Raw genomic sequence first — 21,429 nt, 5'->3', positions numbered from 1 at the left:
TCAATCACCTGGAGCACGAGATGCAGTTCGGGATCTTCTCGGTCAGCGACATCACGACCGACCCCACGACCGGGCGCACGCCCACCGAGGGTGAGCGGATCAAGGCGGTCCTCCGGATCGCGCAGAAGGCCGAGGAGGTCGGGCTCGACGTGTTCGCCCTCGGCGAGCACCACAACCCGCCGTTCTTCTCGTCCTCCCCCACCACGACGCTGGCGCACGTCGCCGCGCGGACGAGCACCCTGCAGCTGTCGACGGCGACCACGCTGATCACCACCAACGACCCGGTGAAGATCGCCGAGGACTACGCGATGCTGCAGCACCTCGCCGACGGCCGCGTCGACCTCATGATGGGCCGCGGCAACACCGGCCCGGTCTACCCGTGGTTCGGGCAGGACATCCGCAACGGCATCCCGCTGGCGGTGGAGAACTACGCGCTGCTGCGCCGGCTGTGGGACGAGGACGTCGTCGACTGGTCCGGTCAGTTCCGCACCCCGCTGCAGGGCTTCACCTCCACCCCGCGGCCGCTGGACGGCGTCCCGCCGTTCGTCTGGCACGGCTCGATCCGCTCCCCGCAGATCGCCGAGCAGGCCGCTTACTACGGCGACGGCTTCTTCCACAACCACATCTTCTGGCCGAAGGAGCACACCCAGCGGATGGTCGAGTTCTACCGCCGCCGCTTCGAGCACCACGGCCACGGCGCCGCCGACCAGGCGATCGTGGGCCTGGGCGGGCAGGTGTTCATGCGGAAGAACAGCCAGGACGCCGTGAACGAGTTCCGGCCGTACTTCGACAACGCGCCCGTCTACGGCCACGGCCCCTCGCTGGAGGACTTCTCCCGGGAGACGCCGCTGACCGTGGGCAGCCCGCAGCAGGTCATCGAGCGCACCCTCGGCTTCCGGGACTACGTCGGCGACTACCAGCGGCAGCTGTTCCTGGTCGACCACGCCGGCCTGCCGCTGAAGACCGTGCTCGAGCAGCTGGACATCCTCGGCGAGGAGGTCGTGCCGGTGCTCCGCCGCGAGTTCGCTGCGCTCAAGCCGGCGCACGTGCCCGACGCCCCCACGCACGCCTCGCTGGTCGCCGCCCGGGGCGCTCAGGACAGCACCGTGTACGCCGCCGGGGACGACGTCACCGGGCGCACCGCCGAGGAGGTGACCACCCGGTGACCACCCGCACCCTGGCCGTCGTCAGCGCGGGCCTGTCGACGCCGTCGTCCACCCGGCTGCTGGCCGACCGGCTCACCGCGGCCACCGTCGCCGCCCTGCGCGAGCGGGGCGACGAGGCCACCGTGGAGGTCGTCGAGCTGCGCGAGCACGCCCGCGACCTGGCGGACAACCTGGTCACCGGGTTCGCCAACACCGCGCTTCAGGCGGCGGCCGACACCGTCGCCGGCGCCGACGGGCTCATCGCGGTGACCCCGGTGTTCTCCGCCTCCTACAGCGGCCTGTTCAAGACGTTCTTCGACGTGCTGGACAAGGACGCGCTCACCGGCAAGCCCGTCCTGCTCGGCGCCACCGCGGGCACCGCCCGCCACTCGCTGGTGCTCGAGCACGCGATGCGCCCGCTGTTCGCGTACCTGCGGGCCATCACCGTCCCCACCGGGGTGTTCGCCGCGTCCGAGGACTGGGCCGGTGCCGGCGGCGTCGACCAGGCGCTGGCCGTCCGGATCGACCGCGCTGCCGGCGAGCTCGCCGACCTGGTCGCCGGTCGGCCGGCGGCCGCTCGGCGTCCCGCCCACCCGTTCGACGACGTGCCCTCCTTCGAGGAGCTGCTCCGCGGCGCCTGACACCGCCCTCCACCGTTCGGGCCCCCTCCGCGGCTGCGGAGGGGGCCCGACGCGGCTCTCGCGGTCAGGCGGGCGGGGCGCCCGTCCGCCCGGACGGACCCGACGCGGGGCTGCCGACCCCGCCGCGCTCGGTGGAGTGCCGGGCCACCGGCACGCCCTCGGGCGCCTCGGGCGCGCCCTGCGGGACCGGCGCCGACGGCGGGACGGCCGGCTCGGGGCGCCCACGCAGGCGCGGGTACGGCAGCACGAGGCTCAGCGCCAGGACGATGGCGAGGATGACCGCCCACACGCCGCTGTACTGCGCCCACGAGCCGGTCAGGATCAAGAACGCCGGGAGCGCCGTGGTCAGCGTGCCGGCGACGACGGCGATCGCCCCGGTGTACCGGGTGAACTCCTCCCGCTTGAGCCCCAGGACGAGGAAGAACAGCGCCCACAGCACGGCCCAGTAGAGCCAGATGACGCCGAACCCGGGGTCCCGCGGCACGAAGTAGAAGAAGTTCAGGCCCGCGTACACCACCGCGCACACGGCCACGAACGCCGAGAACCAGCCCAGCCCCGTGCCGTCGAGGTTCCCCAGCAGGTTGATCCCGACGTAGAGGTAGGTGAACCCGAACAGGTAGATGCCCCCGGCGGACAGGATCGCGGTGAGGTCCCCGCCCGAGGTGACGATCAGGTACGTGGGGGTGAACACCTGCAGCGCCCCCACGAACAGGTTCAGCGGCGCTGCCGCGCGCGGGTCCACCCTCCCCAGCAGCATCAGGCCGTTGACGATCAGGACGGCTCCGACGTACAGCAGTCCGACAGCTCCCATGTGCACTCATCTCCTCGGGTCCCGCAACGGTGCGGATGTCCCCCGTGACGGATGCCGACGACGCAGCGCGCCGCCGGCGGGCGGCCGGAGCGGCCACTCCTCGCGGCAGTCAGGAGAGCGGGCGCGCGGGCGTCAGGCGCCGGCGCGCCCCGGGACGGCGACCGGTGCCAGGGTCGCCTGCGTCGGGTGCAGGCGCGGAGTCATCGTCGACCTCCCGCGGATCGGGGCGCCGGGGTCCCGCCGGGCGCCGGTCCGATCGATGGCCGGACAACGATCGCGCCGGTCACCGGCGGCGTCAACGGGGCTCGTGCTCACCCCGCCCGGCGGCGTCCGGGCCGCCCTCGTCGGGTTCGGCGAGCGCCTCGTCGAGGAGCGCGGCGAGCCCGTCGAGCGAGCGGTGCGGTCCGTTGCGCCGGACGACGACCGGCTCGGGCACGCCGTCCTCGTCGTCGTCCCTGCCCTCGGTGTCCAGCGCCTCGGTGAGCCGGTGCGCCGCCCGCAGTGCCGCCTTGCCGAAGCGGTCGGCCGCCTCGTGCCGCTCGATCGGCGGTGGGTCGTCGGTCACGGCCGGCCTCTCCCGTCACGGTGGGTGATGCCCGCCCCGGGTTCGGGAACGGCACGCGGGGGTATACCCCGCCGGGCCTTCGAACAGCCGGTGGCCGCGGACGGGCAGAACAGGAGTGATCCGTGGAGCACCGGGTCGAGGTCGTCTGGACGTGCACGCCCTGCGAGGTGGGCGGCCAGGACGTGCAGGAGGGCGGCGATGCCGACCCGACCTGCTGGAACTGCGGTGGGCCGGTCGTCGTGACCGCCCGGCCCACCATCCGGCTCCTCCGGGGGCCGATCCCCGAACCGGACGCCGCCTGAGCACGGCGCCCGGCCCGGGTCACGGTCACCCGGTGCGGGTCGGTGGCCGTCCCGCGGTCATGACGTCACGGCGCACTGCCCCCGGTCGGCACGGACCGGCCCCGACGCCGACGGCTTGACGTCGAAGTCGAAGATCGCCGTCGGCAGGTAGAGCGAGCAGCAGGCGTTCGGGATGTCGACGATGCCGCTGACCCGGCCCTCGATCGGCGCCGAGCCCAGCAGCAGGTAGGCCTGCTCTCCGGAGTAGCCGAACTTCTCCAGGTACCGGACGGCGTTGAGGCACGCCCGCTTGTAGGCCAGCGTCGCGTCCAGGTACTTGTTCGTGTTGCTCTCGTGGTCGACCGAGATCCCGATGAACGTCAGGAACTCCGAGTAGCGCGGCTCGACGTTGCCGGGCATGAACACCGGGTTGGTGGTCACGCCGTAGGTCTCCATACCGCCCTTGATCAGGTCGATGTGGAAGTCGATGAAGCCGCCCATCTCGATGGCGCCGCAGAAGGTGATCTCGCCGTCGCCCTGGCTGAAGTGCAGGTCGCCGCCGGAGAGCTTCGCGTCCTTGACGTGCACCGGGTAGAAGACCCGCGAGCCGCGGGAGAAGTTCTTGATGTCGTGGTTGCCGCCGTTCTCGCGGGCCGGCACGGTGCGCGCGCCGTCCCGGGCGATGCCGTCGAGGGCACTGCCGGTGGCCTGGCCGCCGAGGGTGTTCTGCTCCAGCGGCGGCAGTGCGAGAGGCGGCGTCCGGTCGGGGTCGGTCGCGATCAGCGCCCGCTCCCGCTCGTTCCACCGGGCCAGCAGTTCGGCCGACGGTGCGGTGCCGAACAGCCCGGGGTGGGTCAGGCCGGTGTAGCGGACGCCCGGTATGTGCCGGGAGGTCGCCACCTGGCCCTGGAAGTCCCAGATCGCCTTGTAGGCGTCCGGGAAGTAGTCGGTCAGGAAGCCACCGCCGTTGACCTTGGCGAAGATGCCGGTGTAGCCCCAGCCCTGGCCGGGGGCGTCGCCGAACTCCTGCGGCGCCTGCACCGGGCCGAGGTCGAGGATGTCGACGACGAGCAGGTCACCGGGCTCGGCGCCCTCGACGCCGATCGGGCCGCTGAGCATGTGGGCGTGGGTCAGGTCGACGTCGCGGACGTCGTTGGCCGAGTCGTTGTTGCCGATCTGGCCGTCGGTCCACTCCCGGCACTCGACCCGGATGCTCTGCCCGGGTCGCACCATCGTGGCGACGGGCACGTCCGGGTGCCACCGGTTGTGGCCGGGTACCGCCTGGTCCCGCATGGACTTGGCCTGGTCGACGGTGAAGACGACGTCTGGCATGTCCCCCACTCTCCGATCTGCGTTGACGGGAGGAGCAAGCCCGCGGGTGCGGGCCGTCGGTGGCGGCTCCGGCCGGGAGCCGGCGGGTGGGCGGCGCCCGGGCCCCGGGGCGCCGACCGGTGCTCAGGGGCGGGGCAGTGCGCTCCACCGGGGGTCGCGCGGGGCGGGACGGCGCGCCGCGGGCGGCACCGCCGTCGTCACGGCGGGCTCGTCGCGGCTGGTCTCCTCGCGCAGCCGCGCGGCGGCCACGGGGGCGGGGGTGCGGGCCAGCAGCGGCGCGGTGTAGACCCGTCGCCCGTTGGCCCCGCACGCGGGGCACCGGCTCGTGCTCTCCGCCGTGCCGATGGGACGCCGGACCTCCCAGGGGCCGCACGCGGTGCATCGGTAGAGGTAACCCGCCATCGAGGTCCTCCGGGGGAGTCGGGACCGCTCAGGTTCGGGCGAAGCTAGTGGTCAGGGGATCGCCGTGGCAGGACCCCGGGCTCCCCCGAGCGGCCGTATCGGTTCCCCTCGCGCGTCGCTACGGGCGGCCCACCGGAGGTGACCCGGGGTGCGGAGGTTCAGCCGCCCGCCGGTTGACGGTCACCCGCGACGGCGTCCGCGGACTCCGGGGCCGAGCCGCCCTGCGGCGCGCTGCCGGTCATCAGCCGCACGACCTCGGCCTGGTCGGCCTCGGACGGCAGGCCCCAGTGCGGCTGGTAGCCGTAGACCTCCCCCAGCGGCGTGGAGCTGGTCCGCCCGTCGAGGATCTCCACCGCGTCGACTGGGATCAGCCCCGGGTGCTCGACGCCGCAGGCCTCGGCCACCTTGAACAGGTCGCGCCGCAGCGTCTCGACGTAGTTGGCCGCCCGGACCGACTTCAGCGCCGGGTCCAGCCCGTGAGAGAGCCACGGGTCCTGCGTCGCGACCCCGGTCGGGCAGGTGTCGGTGTGGCACTTCTGGGCCTGGATGCAGCCGATCGCCAGCATCGCCTCGCGGCCCACGTTCACCATGTCGCACCCCAGCGCGAACGCCACGATCGCGTTGTCGGGCAGGCCGAGCTTGCCGGCGCCGATGAAGGTGACCTGCTCCTGCAGCCCGCGGCGGGCGAAGGTCGCGTACACCCGGGCGAAGCCGAGCTGGAAGGGCAGCGACACCGAGTCGGTGAAGATCAGCGGCGCCGCGCCGGTGCCGCCCTCGCCGCCGTCGACGGTCACGAAGTCCACCCCGCGGCCGGTGCGCTCCATGAGGTCGGTGAGCTCGTCCCAGAAGGTCATGTCGCCGACAGCCGACTTGATGCCCACCGGCAGGCCGGTCTCGGCGGCGAGCAGCTCCACCCAGTCGAGCAGGCTGTCGGTGTCGGAGAACTCCGCGTGCCGGGACGGGCTCACGCAGTCCACTCCCTCGGGCACGCCCCGCGCGGCGGCGATCTCGGCGGAGACCTTCGCGCCGGGGAGCACCCCGCCCAGGCCCGGCTTGGCGCCCTGGCTGAGCTTGATCTCCAGCGCCCGCACCGGAGCGCCGGCGACGAGGTCCTTGAGCCGGGCGAGGTCGAACCGGCCCTGCTGGTCCCGGCAGCCGAAGTAGGCGGTGCCGATCTGGAACACCAGCTCCCCGCCGTGCCGGTGGTGCACCGAGATGCCGCCCTCGCCGGTGTTCTGCAGGCAGCCGGCCAGCGCCGCACCGCGGTTGAGCGCCTCGACCGCCGGGCCGGAGAGGGACCCGAAGCTCATCGCCGAGATGTTGACGACCGATGCCGGCCGGAACGCCCCGGCCCGGCCGCGGGGCCCGCCGAGCACCTTCGCCGACGGGACGTGCACGTCGTGCGCCGACGCGGGGTGCGACGGCGGGACGGCGCGGCCGAACGTCCGGTGGTTGATGACCGGGTAGCCCGCGGTGTACTCGAGGTCGTTGTCGGTGCCGAAGCCGAAGTAGTTGTTCTCCTTCTTCGCCGAGGCGTACACCCACCGCCGCTGGTCGCGGGTGAACGGCCGCTCCTCGTTGTTGCCGGCCACCAGGTACTGGCGCAGCTCGGGACCGATCGCCTCGAGCAGGTACCGGGCGTGCCCGATCACGGGGAAGTTGCGCAACAGGGTGTGCTCGCGCTGGAGCAGGTCGCGGGCGGCGACCGCCGCCAGCGCGGACAGACCGGTGACGGCGGCACGCGACGCGCGCTTCATGTGCTCACCCTGGCACGCGCCGGCCGATCACGCCGGGTCGACGGCCGCCGCGACCTCGCGGTCAGAAGAAGAGGCTGAGCACCAGCGCGAAGACGAACCCGATCGTGCCCAGCAGCGTCTCCATCACCGTCCAGGTCTTCAGCGTCGTCTTCTCGTCCATCTGGAAGAAGCGGCTGACCAGCCAGAAGCCGGAGTCGTTGACGTGCGAGAGCACGGTCGCGCCCCCGGCGATGGCGATGACGATGAGCGCGAGGTCGACCGAGGACAGCCCGTCGGTCGCCTCGACGACCGGCGCCATCAGCCCGGCCGCGGTGGTGAGGGCGACGGTCGCCGAGCCCTGGGCCACGCGCAGCAGCACGGAGATGACGAACGCGGCCACGATGACCGGCAGCCCGATGTCGCCGAGGACGTCGGCCAGCGCCTCACCGATGCCGCTGGCCCGCAGCACGCCGCCGAACATGCCCCCGGCGCCGGTGATGAGGATGATCGCGCAGACGGGGCCGAGGGCGCTGTTGACGATGGACTCCACCTGGGCGCCGCTCTCCCCGCGCCGCACGCCGAGCACGACGATCGCGACGAGCACCGTGATGAGCAGCGCCACCGGCGTGGCCCCGAGCAGCTGACCGGCCCGGACGACGAACGACCCCTCGTCCAGCGCGCCCGCGGTGGCCAGCGTGGTCAGTCCGGTGTTCAGGAAGATCAGCACGAGCGGCAGGAGCAGGATGCCGACCACCGTGCCGAAGCGGGGCGGCGCGGGACGGGTCGCGGTCTCGGTGCGCCGTCCGCCGGCCGGCTCGGCGACGGCCGGCGAGGTGCCCTCGACCGACGGGTCGGGCTGGTCGTCCAGCGGCTTCTCGTCCGCCAGGATGTTCGGCACCGCGACGTCGTACCGGCGGCCGGCCCACAGCCCGAACAGGTACGCGCCGAGGTACCAGGTGGGCAGCCCGACGAGCAGGCCGAACACGAGCACCAGGCCGATGTCGGCGCCGATCAGCTCGGCCGCCGCCACCGGCCCGGGGTGCGGGGGCACGAAGGCGTGCATGACGGCGAACGCGCCGGCGACCGGCAGGCCGTAGGTGAGCAGCGAGCCACCCAGCCGGCGGGCCACGGTGAAGACGATCGGCAGGAACACCACCAGGCCGGCGTCGAAGAAGATGGGGAAGCCGAACAGCAGTGCGGCGACGCCCAGCGCCAACGGCGCACGCTGCTCGCCGAACCGGCGGATGAGGCTGTCGGCGAGCACCTGCGCCCCGCCGCTGTGTTCCAGCAGCCGGCCGAGCATCGCGCCGAGGCCGACGAGCAGCGCCACGCTGGCGAGCGTCGTGCCGAAGCCCGTCGTCAGCGTGGAGACGACGTCCTCGAGTGGGATCCGGGTGGCCAGCGCGGTCAGCAGGCTCACGAGGACCAGGGCGAGGAACGCGTGCAGCTTCAGTTTCATGATCAAGAACAGCAGGACGGCGACCGCGGCTGCGGCGATCGCCAGCAGCGGGCCGGCGCCCAGCGCCGGTTCGACCTCGGGCACGGTTCCTCCAGTGGTCAGTCGGGGCCGTCGTCCACCGCGTCGAGGGTGGTGAGGACGTCCGTGAGCGCCTGGGTGGAGCGGTCGACGAGCGGCCGCAGCCGGCGGTAGACCGCGACCTCGTCCGGGTCGGGCTCGACCGGGTCGTTCACGGCGACCAGCCCGGTGGCGGCGTCGAGGTCGGGCAGCGCGCCGAGCGCGTGCAGGCCGAGCAGGCAGGCCCCCAGACCGGTGCCCTCCGGTGAGTCGGCGACCCGCACCGGCAGGTCCAGCGCGGCGGCGAGGGTGCGGACCCACAGCGAGGAGGCGACCGCACCCCCGGTGGCCCGCACCTCGCGCACCGGCAGGTCGGTGGCGGCGAAGGCGTCGCGGACCAGCGCCAGTTGCTGGCAGACCCCCTCGACCGCGGCCCGCACCAGGTGAGGACGGCGGTGCTCGCGGCGCAGCCCGATGTACGCCCCGCGCAGCCCCGAGCGCCACCAGGGCGCCCGCTCGCCGAGCAGGTAGGGCAGGCACAGCAGGCCGGCGCTGCCGGGCGGTACCTGCTCGGCCTCGGCCAGCAGGCGGGCGTCGAGGTCGTCGGCGTCCTCCCCGTGGAGCTCCGGCGCCGGACCGGGCGGCGAGGCGGGCGGCCCCGCGGCCAGCGCCTGGGCAGCCCAGCGGACCGCCGAGCCGCCGTTGTTCACCGCTCCCCCGACCACCCACTGGTCGTCGGTGAGCGCGTAGCAGAACAGCCGGCGGCCGGGGTCCACCGTGGGCGCCGGGACGACGACCCGCATCGCGCCGCTGGTGCCCAGGGAGACCGCGGCCACCTCCGGCCGGACCGCGCCGATGCCCAGGTTGGCCAGCACGCCGTCGGCGGCGCCGACCACCACCGGCAGCCCCTCGGGCAGCCCGGTCGCCCCGGCCGCGTCGGCGCGCAGGCCGGTCAGCACCGCCGTCGTGGGGAGGACCTCGCCGAGCTGGTCGGGCCGCACCCCCGCGATGGCCAGCGCCTCGTCGTCCCACCGGCTGCCGCGGAGGTCGTAGAGCCCGGTCGCCGACGCGCACGACCGGTCGACCACCTGCCGCCCGCCGACGAGCGCGGCGACGACGAGCTCCTTGACCCCGCCCCAGCGCGGCGTCCCGCTCACCAGGTCCGGGTCCTGCGCGCGCTCCCAGGACAGCTTCACCAGCGGGGACATCGCGTGCACGGGGGTGCCGGTGCGGGCGTGCAGGTCCGCCGCCCGCCCATCGGCGACCAGCGCGGCGGCCCACTCGGCTGCGCGGCCGTCGGCCCACGTGATCACCGGGCCCAGCGGCCGACCGTCGTCGTCCATCGGCGCCAGGCCGTGCATGGCGGCGCTCAGGCTGATGCCGACGACCCGGTCGCCGCGGTCCCGCGCGCGGGCAGCCACGGCGGCCAGCGCCTCGACCGCGGCCGCCTGCAGCCGGCCCGCGTCGAGCTCGGCCCGGCCGGGGGCGGGCACCAGCAGCGGGTAGCCGACGCTGGCGACGTCGCGCACCCGCCCGTCGGCGCCGGCGGTGACCGCCTTCGTCGCCGTCGTCCCGGAGTCGAGCCCGACGACGACGTCCACGACACCGGATGGTGCACGGGTCGGCGACCGGGCGCCATCGCAGGCTCAGGAGGCGAGCTGCTCCTCCTCCGCGGGCTCCTCCCGCAGCGGGGATCGCGCCTCGTGCACGCCCCGCTCCGAGTGCGCGCCCCGCTCCTCGGGCACGCCGTCCTCCTCCGAGGGCGCGCCGCGCTCCTGTTGACCGGGCTGCTCGTCGTGCCCGGCCTGCTCCTCCGCGGCCAGCGCGCCCGTGAGCGTCCCGAGCGCGTCGGCGACCTGGCCGCACAGCCGGCGCAGGGCGGTCCGCGCCTCGTCGCGCCGCCGCGCCAGGTCGTCGACCCGGGCCTGGGCCGCGTCGACGCGGGCCGTGCAGGTCCGGCTGAGCTCGGCCAGCGTCTGCTCCACCTCCACGGAGAGCCGTGCCGCGGTCTCGGTCGCCTCCCGGGCGCGCTTCGCCGCCGCCTCGTCGGCGAGCCGCGTGCGCTCGACGGCGGCCTCGGCCAGCAGCCGGTCGGCCGTCGCCCTGGCCTGCCGCAGCACCTCCGCCGCCTGCTCGCGGGCCTCCTGCCGGGTGGCCGCCGCCTCCTCCGCGGCCCGATGCCGCTCCCCGGCCGCGTCGGCCGCCGCCTCCTCCCGCATCCGGACCGCCTCGGCGCCGGCCAGCTCCCACTCCGCGGCGGCGTCCTCGCGGACCGCCTGCGCCTCCTCCTGGATCCGGCCGGACTCGGCCACCGCCTCGTCCTTGACCTGGTGCGCCCGCCGCAGCAGGACGTCGGCCTCGCTGCGTGCCTGGGCGCGGATCCGGTCGGCCTCGACCTGCCCGGCCTCGGTCAGCTGGGCCGCCTCGTCCGCGGCCAGGCGGAGGATCTCGCCGACGCGCTCGGAGGTGCGGACCATCTCGCGGCCCTCGGGCGAGCAGGCCAGCAGGCGCCGGGAGAGCTCCAGCTCCGCCGAGCACGCCCCGTACCGGCTGAGCAGGTCCTCGTTCTCCCGGCGGGCGGCCAGCAGCTCGGACTCGGCCCAGGAGACGTAGTTGTCCACCTGCAGCCGGTCGTAGCCGCGCAGCGCCGTCCGGAAGAGGGGGCGGGGACCGAGGAGGGACTCGAGGTCACCGGCGAGGTTGGGCCGCCGGGACGACCCGCCGGAGGGGACGGGTTCCGGCTGCCGGGCGCCGTCGCCGACCTCGGCCGCACCGTGTCGGAACATGCGGGCTCCCCTCTCCCCCGAGCCACGACCACGCCCCCGCCTCGACCGACCCGACGCCGGGACGACGCGAACGACTGCTCGGGGCTCCGCACAGTGCCAGAACGCAGCGTTCCGTCAGGGCGACACCGGCGTCCCGGCACGCCGGTCGGGATGACACCGGCGTAGTCCCGTCCACGAGTACCGGAACGGCTACGGCCGGTGAGGTCGGGTCAGCGGTAGGCGGAGCCCCCGCGCAGCCGCGCGCCGACCGCGACCCGCAGCGGCGCCAACACCACGCCGTCGCGCGCCAGCCGCTGCCGGATCTGCCGCCGGTGGCGCAGCACACCGACGAACCCGATGGCCCAGAACACGTACTGGACGGAGAAGGCCGCCCGGAAGGCGTCGAGGGAGTAGGCGGTGGAGCCGCCCGGCGTGAGCAGGTCGAGCACCGCGCCCACGGCCAGGATGGTCAGCAGCGACGCCAGGAAGCCGCCGACGTTCACCACCCCGCTCGCGCTGCCCTGCCGCTCGGCGGGGTTCCAGGTGCGGGCGAAGTCGAAGCCGATCATCGAACCGGGGCCGTTGGTGCCCAGGACGACGACCAGCAGCACCAGGAGCGGCAGCGGAGCGCGGCCCGGCCACAGCAGCACGACGGTCCAGGTGGCCGCGGTGAGCACGAGGATCGTGAAGACCAGCGTCGAGCGGCGCAGCGGCCAGCGGCCGCACAGCCGGCCCAGCAGCGGGCCGACCAGGATCCCGACGACGACCAGCAGCGTCAGCAGCCCCGCCGCCGTCTGCGGGCTGCGGCCCTCGGCGACGACGAGGAAGGGGTAGCCCCACAGCAGGGCGAAGACGGTGCCGGAGAACTGGGTGACCAGGTGGGTGTAGAGGCCGATCCGGGTGCCCGGCTCCCGCCAGGTGAGCGCCAGGCTGCGGCGGACCTCCTCCAGCCCGGACGGCGGGCTGAGCACGGTGCCGGGCGGGGCGTCCCGCAGCGCGACGACGACGAGGACGGCGACGAGGACCCCGACCGCCCCGGCGCCGAGGAACGTGGCCTCCCACGACGTCGAGTGCAGCAGCGCGACCAGCGGGTAGGCGGCGACGATCTGCCCGAACTGGCCGAGCATGCCGGTGAGCTGGGTGATCAGCGGAACCGTCGGGCCGGGGAACCAGAAGCTGATCACCCGCAGCACGCTGACGAAGGTCATCGCGTCGCCGGCGCCGACCAGGACCCGCGCGGCGACGGCGGTCGGCACGTCCCCGGCCAGGGCCAGCAGCGCCTGGCCGGCGGCCATGGTGAGCGCCCCGGCCAGGATCAGTCTGCGGGAGCCGAACCGGTCCAGGGCCACCCCGACCGGCACCTGCATGCCGGCGTAGACGACGAGCTGGAGGACCAGGAACAGCGAGATCGCCGAGGCCCCGGCCGAGAAGCGCTCCTGCGCCTCCACCCCGGCGACCCCCAGCGAGGCGCGGTGGAAGACGGCGACCGCGTACGCGGCGAGCGCCACCAGCCACACGGTGTAGGCACGGGCCGTCGGTCGGGCAGCGGTCGGCGTCGTCACCCCATGGACGACGCCCTCCTCCGCCGAGTGCTTCCCCTCGGAGCCGTGAGATCCCTCACCGCCGGTCCCCGCCGCGCCTCCGCCGCGGGCACGGCCGCACCCCCTGCGCCGGTCCGTCCGGGCGCCTCGTCCGACCGGGTGAGCGTGATCAACTCCTCGCCGATCGAGGACTAACCGTGCACGTCGGCGGGCAGGAGCAGCGCAGCCGCCGGGTCCGACCCCGGCCGCAACTGCCCACGCGACGAGAGGAGTGCCCTCGAATGGCGTCCGTCATCCACTACGAGATCGCGACCGAGGCCGAGAAGTACGCCGACTTCCGCCGGGTCCTGTGGACCGGCAAGAACACCCAGCTGGTGATCATGACCATCCCGCCGGGCGGCGAGATCGGCGAGGAGGTGCACGAGGACATCGACCAGATCCTCACCTTCGTCAGCGGTACCGGCGAGGCGCGGATCGCGGGCAACAAGAAGAAGGTCACCCAGGGCGACCTGGTGGTGGTGCCGGCCGGCACGAAGCACAACTTCGTCAACACCGGGCCCAACCCGCTGGTCCTCTACACGGTGTACGGCCCGCCGGAGCACGCCGACGGCGCGGTGCACAAGACCAAGGAGGAGGCCGACGCCGCCGAGGAGGCGGGCAAGGACGAGCCGCCGACCGAGTGAGCCCCGGGCCCGGTGTGCGGGAGCGCGGTCCGGCGCTCCCGCACACCGGTCAGCCGCGCGCGGTGCCGCGGTGCGACCGCGCGGCAGGCGGCCGCGGCGCGAGCGCCGGGGAGGGCGCGACCTGCGCGGGCATCAGGGTGGTGCCGCCGTCGCCGGCCGCGCGGTGCTGCACGCGCGCCGGCTGCTCCGGCTGGATGCGGGTCAGGATGAACAGGCAGAAGGCGATGACGGTCAGCAGTCCGCCGACGACGAGGTAGTCCAGCACGCGGTCCAGTCTCCCGGCGTGACCGTTTCGTGACACTGCGAGAAGCCTCACCCGGGGGTGCCGCGTGTCGCTCCCCGGGCCGGCGGATCCCCGGCGTGTAGAGGGCGGTGCGCGGGCTGGCCCCGTCCCGGCCGCGGCAGCAGACTCCATAGGCGCGCACCGCGCCCGACCGTCGCCGACCCAGGAGGGGTCATGCCGTCGCCCACCTACTCCCCCGCGAACCCCGAGAGCGTCTTCACCTACGGCGCCCCGCAACTGAAGTTCGGCCCCGGCGCCTCCGACGAGATCGGCTACGACCTGAGCCTCACCGGCGCCAAGCGGGTCCTCGTCGTGACCGACCCCGGGGTCGCGGCGACCGGACACCCCCAGCGGGTCGCCGACCAGATGGCGCAGTTCGGCATCGAGGCGCAGGTCTTCGACGGCGCGCACGTCGAGCCCACCGACGAGAGCCTCGAGCACGCCGTCGCCTGGGCGCGCGACCACGGCCCCTGGGACGCGATCGTCGCCGTCGGCGGCGGGACGAGCATCGACACGGCCAAGGCGATCAACCTGCTCACCACCAACCCGGGTGAGCTCATGGACTACGTCAACAAGCCGGTCGGTGAGGGCCGCGCGCCGGTCAACCCGCTCAACCCGCTGGTCGCCGTCCCGACGACCACCGGCACCGGCGCGGAGAGCACGACGATCTGCGTGCTCGACGTCCTGGCCCAGAAGGTGAAGACCGGGATCAGCCACGCCCGGCTGCGGCCCACCATGGCCGTGGTCGACCCCGCGCTGACCCGCACCCAGCCGGCCGGGGTCACCGCCGCCGCCGGCATGGACATCCTCTGCCACGCGCTGGAGAGCTACACCGCGCGGCCCTACACGACCTTCGAGCACAAGCGCCCGGAGGAGCGGGTGCCCTACAACGGCGCCAACCCGATCGCCGACATGTGGTCGGAGAAGGCGCTCAGCCTGCTCGCCGGGTCGTTCCGCACGGCGGTGCGCAACGGGGAGGACACCGAGGCCCGCGGGCAGATGGCGATGGCGGCCACCTTCGCGGGGCTGGGGTTCGGCAACGCCGGCGTGCACATCCCGCACGCCAACGCCTACCCGATCGCCGGGCGGGTGAAGGACTTCCACCCCAAGGACTACCCGGCCGACGAGCCGATGATCCCGCACGGCATGTCGGTCGCGCTGACCGCGCCGGAGGCCTTCCGGTTCACCTTCGACGCCGACCCCGACCGGCACCTGCGGGCCGCGCGGCTGCTCGACCCGCGCGCCGAGCAGACCGACGACCCCGCCGAGTTCCTGCCGACCGTCCTGACCGCGCTGATGCGCGACATCGACATCCCCGGCGGCATCGGCGCGGTCGGCTACGACGAGGGCGACGTCCCCGACCTGGTCCAGGGCACGATGAAGCAGCAGCGACTGCTGGCCACCGCGCCCAAGGAGGTCACCGAGGACGACGTCGCCGGCATCTTCCGCCGCTCGATGACCCTCTGGTGACCGGCGGGTCGTAGGACCCCTGTCCAGGTGCGGCGCCCCCGTCCGGGCTGGTCTGCTCCCTCGGGTGCGGACGACGGAGCGCGGGCGGACCGCGGTGGCGGACGGCACCCCGTCCGGCCCGCGTCTGCTGCTGGGCGTCGCCCCCCTGACGCCGGCCGGCGGCGTCGACACCCTGCTGACCGCCTTCGGCCTGCTCGCCGGGGACCGGCCGGGCCTGGTCCTCGAGGTGGTCGGCGGCGGCCCCCTCGGCCGGGACCTGCGCTGCGGCGCCGACCACCTCGGCCTGGACGGGCGGGTGCGCTTCTGCGGCGCTCTCCCCCGCTCCGCGGTGCGGGCGGCGGTAGGCCGCAACGAGGTGCTCGTCCTCCCCCACCGCCGCCACGACGACCGGGAGCACCTGGTGCCCGGCCTCCTCGACGCGTTCGCGGCCGGCCGCCCGGTGGTGGCCACCCGACCGGTCGCCGACCCGCTCCTCGTGCGGCACGGCGAGACCGGTCTGGTCGTGCCACCCGGCGACGCGCCCGCGCTCGCGTCGGCGCTGGCCGACCTCCTCGACCACCCCGACCGGGCCGGCGCGCTGGCGGCGGCCGGAGAGTCCGCCGCCGGCGCGCTCCCCGCCGAGGGGCCGACCTCCCCGCTGCAGCGCCTGTGGCAGCGGGTCACTGGATGAGGTCGTACGACTCCCGTCCCCTTGCGCACTCGACGTCCCCGATGGCACAACTCCCCGGCAGGGCAGTGCCGGAGGGTCCGGAGACCGCGCAGCAGTGCGCGACGCACGCGGGGGGGTGGGCCATGGCCACGCGCCAGTCGACGAGCCCCGTGCCGCCGCCGCGGACGGCGCCCGACACCGGCCGCGCCCGCGACTGGGTCGCCCTGGTCGACCACACCGAGGCCCGGCACCGCCCGCGGGTCGCCTCGGTCGGCCGCGTCGTCGCCCGCTTCCTCGCCGCCAACGTCGCGGCCATCCTGCTGCTGCTCGGGCTCGGCGTGTGGGCCAGCGCCCGGGCCGCCGAGCACGAGGCGCTCGCCGACGCCCGCCGCATGACCGACCTGCTGGCCGAGGTCCTCGTCCAGCCCACCCTCGACGAGCCCCTGCTCGCCGGGGAGCCGGCCGCGATCGCCGCGTTCGACGACCGCATGCGCGACCGCCTGCCGGGGGTCGGCATCATCCGGATCAAGATCTGGACCGGCGACGGGCGGATCGTCTACTCCGACGAGCCCCTGCTGATCGGCCGCTCGTTCCCGCTCGGCGACGACGACCGGGAGGCCCTGCGCGACGGCGTCACGCGGGCCGAGGTCAGCGACCTGAGCCGGCCGGAGAACCGGTTCGAGGAGGCCGACAGCGGCCGCCTGCTCGAGGTCTACAGGCAGATCACCGGCCCCGGCGGGCAGCGGCTGCTGCTGGAGACCTACTCCGACTACAGCCAGGCCACCGCCCGGCAGCAGGAGATCTGGTGGGAGTTCGCCCCCATCTCCGCGGCCGCGCTGCTGGCCATGGTCGCCGTGCAGCTCCCCCTGGCCCGCCGGATGGTCACCCAGCTGCGCGCCATCCAGCAGGAGCGCGAGCTGCTGCAGGCGCGGGCGCTGGACGCCTCCGACGAGGAGCGCCGCCGGATCGCCGGCAGCCTGCACGACGGCCTGGTCCAGGACGTCTCCGCGGCCGCGCTGCTGGTCGCCCGCGCCGCCGACGACCTGGGACGGACCTCGTGCACCGCGCCGTCCCACGACGTCGCCGACCGACTCGGGCAGGCCGCCGGGGCGCTGCGGGACTCCGTGGCGTCCCTGCGGTCGCTGCTGGTCGAGATCTACCCACCGACCCTCGAGCAGGCGGGGTTGCCGGCCACCCTGGTCGACTGCGCGGACCGGCTGCGCCCCCGCGGCATCGCCGTGCGGCTGTCCCTCCCGGACCGGCTCTGCCCGCCCCCGGACGTGGCCGCGCTGGTCCTGCGCACCGTCCAGGAGGCGCTGCGCAACGTGGTGAAGCACTCGGGCGCCCGCCGGGTCGACGTCACCGTCTCGCAGCTCCCGGCGGCACTGGTCCTGGAGATCGCCGACGACGGCGTCGGGTTCGACGTCGGCCCGGCACTCGACCGGCAGGACGGCGGCCACCTGGGGCTGCGCCTGCTCGCCGACCGGGCCGCCGCCGAGGGCGCGACCCTGTCCCTGCGCGCCGCACCCGGCGCCGGGACCAGTCTCCGGCTGGAGGTGCCCCAGCGGTGATCGACGTCCTGGTGGTCGACGACCACGCACTCATGCGGTCGGGGCTGGCCGGCCTCATCGCCGGCGCCGACGACATGCGGGTCGTCGGCACGGCCGCCGACGGCGCCGAGGCGGTGGCCGCGGTCGCCCGGCTGTCCCCCGACGTCGTCCTCATGGACCTGTCCATGCCGGTCCTGGACGGCGTGACCGCGACCCGCCGAATCGTCGAGGACCACCCCGAGGTGGAGGTGCTGGTGCTCACCTCCTTCTCCGACCAGCAGCGGGTGGTCGAGGCGCTGGACGCCGGCGCCGGCGGCTACGTGCTCAAGGACACCGAGCCGGCCGACCTGCTGGCCGCGATCCGCTCGACCGCGCGGGGCCACTCGCCGCTGGACCCGCGGGTGGCCCGGACCCTGCTGCACGCCCGGCGCAGACCGGCCCGGGTCGCCGAGCTGACCGAGCGGGAGCAGGAGGTGCTCGCCCTGGTCGGCCGGGGGCTGGCCAACAAGCAGATCGCCCGGGCCCTGGGCATCCGCGAGGGCACCGTGAAGGCGCACCTGACCAACGTGTTCCAGCGCATCGGGGTCCGGGACCGGACGTCGGCGGCGCTGTGGGCGCGCACCCACCTGCCCGAGGTCCCGCCCGGCCTCGCGGAGTGACCCCCCTCGCCGCGGCCCGGGCCCCGGGCCGAGACTGGGCAGCGTGACCCGGACAGCCACTCCCCCTGACGCCGACCTCCTCCCCGCGCTGCGCCGGGCCGGCATCGGCGACGTCGACGACTCCGGGCTCGCGCGGGCGCTCTACTCCTCCGACGGCTCGCTGTACCGGGTGCTGCCGCGGGCGGTGGTGCGACCCCGCCACCCCGACGAGATCGAGGCCACCCTCGCCGTCTGCCGGGAGCTGGGCGTCCCGCTGACCGCCCGCGGTGCGGGCACCTCCATCGCCGGCAACGCGGTCGGGCCCGGCGTCGTCGTCGACACCAGCCGCCACCTCGCCCGGGTGCGCGCGATCGACGCCGAGGCGCGGACGGCGACGGTCGACCCCGGCGTGGTCCAGGCGGCGCTGCAGGCGGCGGCCCGGCCGCACGGGCTGCGCTTCGGGCCCGACCCGAGCACGCACAACCGCTGCACGATCGGCGGGATGATCGGCAACAACGCCTGCGGCTCCCGCGCCCTGGGCTACGGCCGGACGTCGGACAACGTCGTCGGCCTCGACGTCGTCACCGGCGCCGGCGAGCGGCTGCGGCTGGGCCGCGACGGCGCCCCGGACGGCGGGGTGGTCGGGGAGCTGCGGCGGCTGGTCGAGGACAACCTGGCACCGATCCGCACCGAGCTGGGCCGCTTCGGCCGCCAGGTGTCGGGCTACTCGCTGGAGCACCTGCTGCCCGAGCGCGGCTTCGACGTCGCCCGGGCACTGGTCGGCAGCGAGGGCACGCTGGGCCTGGTGCTCGGCGCGACCGTGCGGCTGGTGGCCGACGCCCCGTACCGCGGCCTCGTCGTGCTCGGCTACCCGTCGATGGCCGACGCCGCCGACGCCACCCCGCCGCTGCTGCGGCACGAGCCGACCGCCTGCGAGGGCCTGGACCAGCGGATCGTCCAGCGGCTGCGGGACGTGCCCGCCGCGGTCGTGCCGGACCTGCCGCGCGGCGACGGCTGGCTGATCGTCGAGCTGACCGGCGACTCGGTGGCCGAGATCGAGGCCAAGGCGAAGGGAGTGCTCGACGACGCCGGCGCGCTGGACTCGCTGGTGGTCACCGACCCCGCCGAGGCCGCCGCCATCTGGCGCATCCGCGAGGACGGCGCGGGCCTGGCCGCCCGCACCTCCGACGGCCGGCCCGCGCACGCCGGCTGGGAGGACGCGGCGGTGCCGGTCGAGCAGCTCGGCGCCTACCTGCGCGGGTTCGAGGCGCTGCTGCGCGAGCACGGGCTGCAGGGCGTCCCCTACGGCCACTTCGGCGACGGCTGCGTGCACGTCCGGATCGACTTCCCGCTCGGGCGCGGCGAGGACCGCGGCCGCAGCGCCTACCGCGCCTTCGTGCAGGACGCCGCGGCGCTCGTGGCCCGCTTCGGCGGGTCGGTCTCCGGCGAGCACGGGGACGGGCGGGCCCGCAGCGAGCTGCTGGCGACCATGTACTCCCCCGAGGTCCTCGCCCTCTTCGAGCGGGTCAAGGGCCTGTTCGACCCGGCCGACGTGCTCAACCCCGGCGTCCTGGTGCGGCCGGCGCGGGTGGACGACGACATCCGGGTGGCCGCCGCGCCGCGCCGGACCGAGCGCCTGGCGCTGGCCTACCGGCACGACGGCGGGGACTTCTCCGCCGCCGTCCACCGCTGCACCGGCGTGGGCAAGTGCCGGGCCGACCTGCAGGCCGCCGGCGGGGTGATGTGCCCGTCCTGGCCGGCCACCCGCGAGGAGAAGGACACCACCCGCGGCCGGGCCCGCGTGCTGCAGGAGATGCTCGCCCCCGGCGGCCCGGTGCGTGACTGGCGCTCCCCCGAGGTGCACGCCGCGCTGGACCTGTGCCTGTCCTGCAAGGGCTGCTCGCGGGACTGCCCGACCGGGGTGGACATGGCCTCGTACAAGGCCGAGGTGCTGCACCAGAGCTACCGGCGGCGGCTGCGGCCGCGGTCGCACTACGCGCTGGGCCGGCTGCCGCGCTGGGCCGACCTGGCCGCACGGGCGCCGCGGGTGGTCAACGCGGTGATGACCTCCCGGCTCGGCGGCCGGCTGGCGAAGTGGGGCGCCGGGGTCGACCAGCGGCGCAGCCTCCCCGCCTTCGCGACCCGCACCTTCCGGGCCGGCTGGGCGGCCCGGCCGGTGTCCACGGACGGACCGCCGGTCGCGCTGTGGGTGGACTCGTTCACCGACCACTTCGCCCCCGAGGTCGCCGAGGCCACCGCCGCGGTGCTGGAGGCCGCCGGCTACCGGGTGCAGGTGCCGCCCGCCGAGACCTGCTGCGGGCTGACCTGGATCACCACCGGCCAGCTCGACGCCGCCCGCCGCACCCTGGGCCGCACCGTCGAGCTGCTGCGTCCCCTGGTCGACGCCGGGGTGCCGGTCGTGGGCGTCGAGCCCTCCTGCACCGCCGTCCTGCGCGGGGAGGCGCTGGAGCTGGTGGGCGGGCCGGCCGCGGAGGCGGTCGCGGCGGGCACCCGCACGCTGGCCGAGCTGCTGCGGGAGACGCCGGGCTGGACGCCGCCGTCCCTGGCCGGGGTCGAGGTCGTCGCCCAGCCGCACTGCCACCACCACGCCGTGCTGGGGTGGGCGACCGACGAGCGGCTGCTGCGCGACGCCGGCGCCACCGTGCACCGGGTGGGCGGCTGCTGCGGGCTGGCCGGCAACTGGGGCGTCGAGCGGGGCCACCACGACGTGTCGGTCGCGATCGCCGAGCACCAGCTGCTGCCCGCCGTCCGGGCGGCGGGGCCGGACGCCGTCGTGCTGGCCGACGGGTTCTCCTGCCGCACCCAGCTCGACCAGCTCGCCGGCCGGCGCGCCCTGCACCTCGCCGAGCTCCTGGCCGCCCGGCTACCCTCCGCCGCCCGCTGAGCGGCGCGCGCTCTGCCACGATGCGGCGGTGGAGCTCGAGGAGACCCTGCTGCCGGGCGTGGGCGTCCGCTACGAGATGCGCACGCGGGCCGGCCAGGTGCTGGCCATCGTCGTCCAGCGGGAGGGGGGCGCCGAGGCCGCGGTCTACGACCCGCGCGACCCGGACCGGGCGCTGGGCGTGGTCCGGCTCGACCCCGAGGAGGTCGACGCCGTGGCCGAGGTGCTCGGCGCGCCGCGGCTGACCCAGCGGTTCGCCGACCTGTCCCGCGAGGTGCCCGGCCTGGAGTCCGGCCGGTTCACCGTCTCGGCGCACTCCCGGTTCGCCGGCCGGCCGCTGGGCGACACCCGGGCACGCACGCTGACCGGCTGCTCGATCGTGGCGCTGGTGCGCGACACCGACGTCGTTCCCTCGCCCGGCCCGGCGGACCTGCTGCACGCGGGCGACGTGCTGGTCGCGATCGGGTCGGAGCAGGGGCTGGAGCAGCTCGAGCGACGCCTGAACGAGCACCCGTAGGG

Annotated in this window: 20 protein-coding genes; 10 read left to right on the top strand and 10 right to left on the bottom strand. The window is 75.2% G+C overall.

Annotated features, from left to right (window positions below):
- Positions 1-20: 20 nt before the first annotated feature.
- Both ACI79D_RS05835 and ACI79D_RS05830 read left to right on the top strand, forming a co-directional pair.
- The gene (locus ACI79D_RS05835; RefSeq protein ID WP_456917400.1) at positions 21-1,166 is read left to right on the top strand and encodes an LLM class flavin-dependent oxidoreductase; all 1,146 of its coding nucleotides are present in this window, start codon (positions 21-23) and stop codon (positions 1,164-1,166) included.
- Positions 1,163-1,786, top strand: a complete 624-nt coding sequence (locus ACI79D_RS05830; protein ID WP_456917399.1) for an FMN reductase — start codon at positions 1,163-1,165, stop codon at positions 1,784-1,786. The genes ACI79D_RS05835 and ACI79D_RS05830 overlap by 4 nt, the downstream gene beginning before the upstream one ends.
- 64 nt (positions 1,787-1,850) lie before the next feature.
- Here the strand turns inward: ACI79D_RS05830 and ACI79D_RS05825 are convergent, their stop codons facing one another.
- Together ACI79D_RS05825 and ACI79D_RS05820 are read right to left on the bottom strand one after the other, a co-directional pair.
- Positions 1,851-2,597: an AmiS/UreI family transporter gene (locus ACI79D_RS05825; protein ID WP_456917397.1), complete on the bottom strand. Its 747-nt coding sequence runs from the start codon at positions 2,595-2,597 to the stop codon at positions 1,851-1,853.
- A gap of 295 nt (positions 2,598-2,892) precedes the next feature.
- The gene (locus ACI79D_RS05820) at positions 2,893-3,162 is read right to left on the bottom strand and encodes a hypothetical protein (RefSeq protein WP_456917395.1); all 270 of its coding nucleotides are present in this window, start codon (positions 3,160-3,162) and stop codon (positions 2,893-2,895) included.
- Between the two features lie 122 nt (positions 3,163-3,284).
- On the opposite strand from ACI79D_RS05820, the gene ACI79D_RS05815 reads away from it, so the two are divergent.
- Complete coding sequence (locus tag ACI79D_RS05815) at positions 3,285-3,464, top strand: hypothetical protein (protein ID WP_456917393.1); 180 nt, start codon at positions 3,285-3,287, stop codon at positions 3,462-3,464.
- Positions 3,465-3,521: 57 nt separating this feature from the next.
- Here the strand turns inward: ACI79D_RS05815 and fmdA are convergent, their stop codons facing one another.
- The 7 genes from fmdA to ACI79D_RS05780 all read right to left on the bottom strand — a co-directional run bounded on the left by fmdA (position 3,522) and on the right by ACI79D_RS05780 (position 12,756).
- Positions 3,522-4,775 carry a formamidase gene (gene fmdA / locus ACI79D_RS05810; protein ID WP_456917392.1) on the bottom strand — a complete coding sequence of 418 codons (1,254 nt, stop codon included), beginning with the start codon at positions 4,773-4,775 and terminating at the stop codon, positions 3,522-3,524.
- A gap of 123 nt (positions 4,776-4,898) precedes the next feature.
- Positions 4,899-5,177 carry an FmdB family zinc ribbon protein gene (locus tag ACI79D_RS05805; protein WP_456917391.1) on the bottom strand — a complete coding sequence of 93 codons (279 nt, stop codon included), beginning with the start codon at positions 5,175-5,177 and terminating at the stop codon, positions 4,899-4,901.
- Between the two features lie 158 nt (positions 5,178-5,335).
- Positions 5,336-6,934 carry an FMN-binding glutamate synthase family protein gene (locus tag ACI79D_RS05800; RefSeq protein ID WP_456917389.1) on the bottom strand — a complete coding sequence of 533 codons (1,599 nt, stop codon included), beginning with the start codon at positions 6,932-6,934 and terminating at the stop codon, positions 5,336-5,338.
- 61 nt (positions 6,935-6,995) lie between these two features.
- Positions 6,996-8,456 (bottom strand): GntP family permease, encoded by a 1,461-nt coding sequence (locus ACI79D_RS05795; protein WP_456917388.1) that lies wholly within the window; start codon positions 8,454-8,456, stop codon positions 6,996-6,998.
- A gap of 14 nt (positions 8,457-8,470) precedes the next feature.
- The gene (locus ACI79D_RS05790) at positions 8,471-10,030 is read right to left on the bottom strand and encodes a gluconokinase (protein WP_456917386.1); all 1,560 of its coding nucleotides are present in this window, start codon (positions 10,028-10,030) and stop codon (positions 8,471-8,473) included.
- A gap of 45 nt (positions 10,031-10,075) precedes the next feature.
- The gene (locus tag ACI79D_RS05785; protein ID WP_456917384.1) at positions 10,076-11,215 is read right to left on the bottom strand and encodes a hypothetical protein; all 1,140 of its coding nucleotides are present in this window, start codon (positions 11,213-11,215) and stop codon (positions 10,076-10,078) included.
- 209 nt (positions 11,216-11,424) lie between these two features.
- Positions 11,425-12,756 (bottom strand): MFS transporter, encoded by a 1,332-nt coding sequence (locus ACI79D_RS05780; RefSeq protein ID WP_456917383.1) that lies wholly within the window; start codon positions 12,754-12,756, stop codon positions 11,425-11,427.
- 260 nt (positions 12,757-13,016) lie between these two features.
- Here ACI79D_RS05780 and ACI79D_RS05775 point away from each other — a divergent pair, with 260 nt between their 5' ends.
- Positions 13,017-13,418, top strand: a complete 402-nt coding sequence (locus ACI79D_RS05775; RefSeq protein ID WP_456917381.1) for a cupin domain-containing protein — start codon at positions 13,017-13,019, stop codon at positions 13,416-13,418.
- A gap of 49 nt (positions 13,419-13,467) precedes the next feature.
- On the opposite strand, the gene ACI79D_RS05770 is transcribed toward ACI79D_RS05775, so the two are convergent.
- Positions 13,468-13,683, bottom strand: a complete 216-nt coding sequence (locus ACI79D_RS05770; RefSeq protein ID WP_456917379.1) for a hypothetical protein — start codon at positions 13,681-13,683, stop codon at positions 13,468-13,470.
- Positions 13,684-13,875: 192 nt separating this feature from the next.
- On the opposite strand from ACI79D_RS05770, the gene ACI79D_RS05765 reads away from it, so the two are divergent.
- The 6 genes from ACI79D_RS05765 (at position 13,876) to ACI79D_RS05740 (ending at position 21,427) form a co-directional block, all read left to right on the top strand.
- Positions 13,876-15,171, top strand: a complete 1,296-nt coding sequence (locus tag ACI79D_RS05765; RefSeq protein ID WP_456917378.1) for a hydroxyacid-oxoacid transhydrogenase — start codon at positions 13,876-13,878, stop codon at positions 15,169-15,171.
- 64 nt (positions 15,172-15,235) lie between these two features.
- Positions 15,236-15,841, top strand: a complete 606-nt coding sequence (locus ACI79D_RS05760; RefSeq protein WP_456917377.1) for a glycosyltransferase — start codon at positions 15,236-15,238, stop codon at positions 15,839-15,841.
- 122 nt (positions 15,842-15,963) lie between these two features.
- Complete coding sequence (locus ACI79D_RS05755) at positions 15,964-17,391, top strand: sensor histidine kinase (protein ID WP_456917375.1); 1,428 nt, start codon at positions 15,964-15,966, stop codon at positions 17,389-17,391.
- The gene (locus tag ACI79D_RS05750) at positions 17,388-18,029 is read left to right on the top strand and encodes a response regulator (protein WP_456917374.1); all 642 of its coding nucleotides are present in this window, start codon (positions 17,388-17,390) and stop codon (positions 18,027-18,029) included. Before ACI79D_RS05755 ends, ACI79D_RS05750 begins: the two co-directional genes overlap by 4 nt.
- A 43-nt stretch (positions 18,030-18,072) precedes the next feature.
- The gene (locus ACI79D_RS05745; protein ID WP_456917372.1) at positions 18,073-20,913 is read left to right on the top strand and encodes an FAD-binding and (Fe-S)-binding domain-containing protein; all 2,841 of its coding nucleotides are present in this window, start codon (positions 18,073-18,075) and stop codon (positions 20,911-20,913) included.
- Positions 20,914-20,941: 28 nt separating this feature from the next.
- Positions 20,942-21,427 carry a cation:proton antiporter regulatory subunit gene (locus ACI79D_RS05740; RefSeq protein WP_456917370.1) on the top strand — a complete coding sequence of 162 codons (486 nt, stop codon included), beginning with the start codon at positions 20,942-20,944 and terminating at the stop codon, positions 21,425-21,427.
- Positions 21,428-21,429: the final 2 nt, after the last annotated feature.

It is taken from the genome of Geodermatophilus sp. SYSU D00708 (genome assembly GCF_054050115.1).
This window is presented reverse-complemented; position numbering and strand designations above follow the sequence as displayed.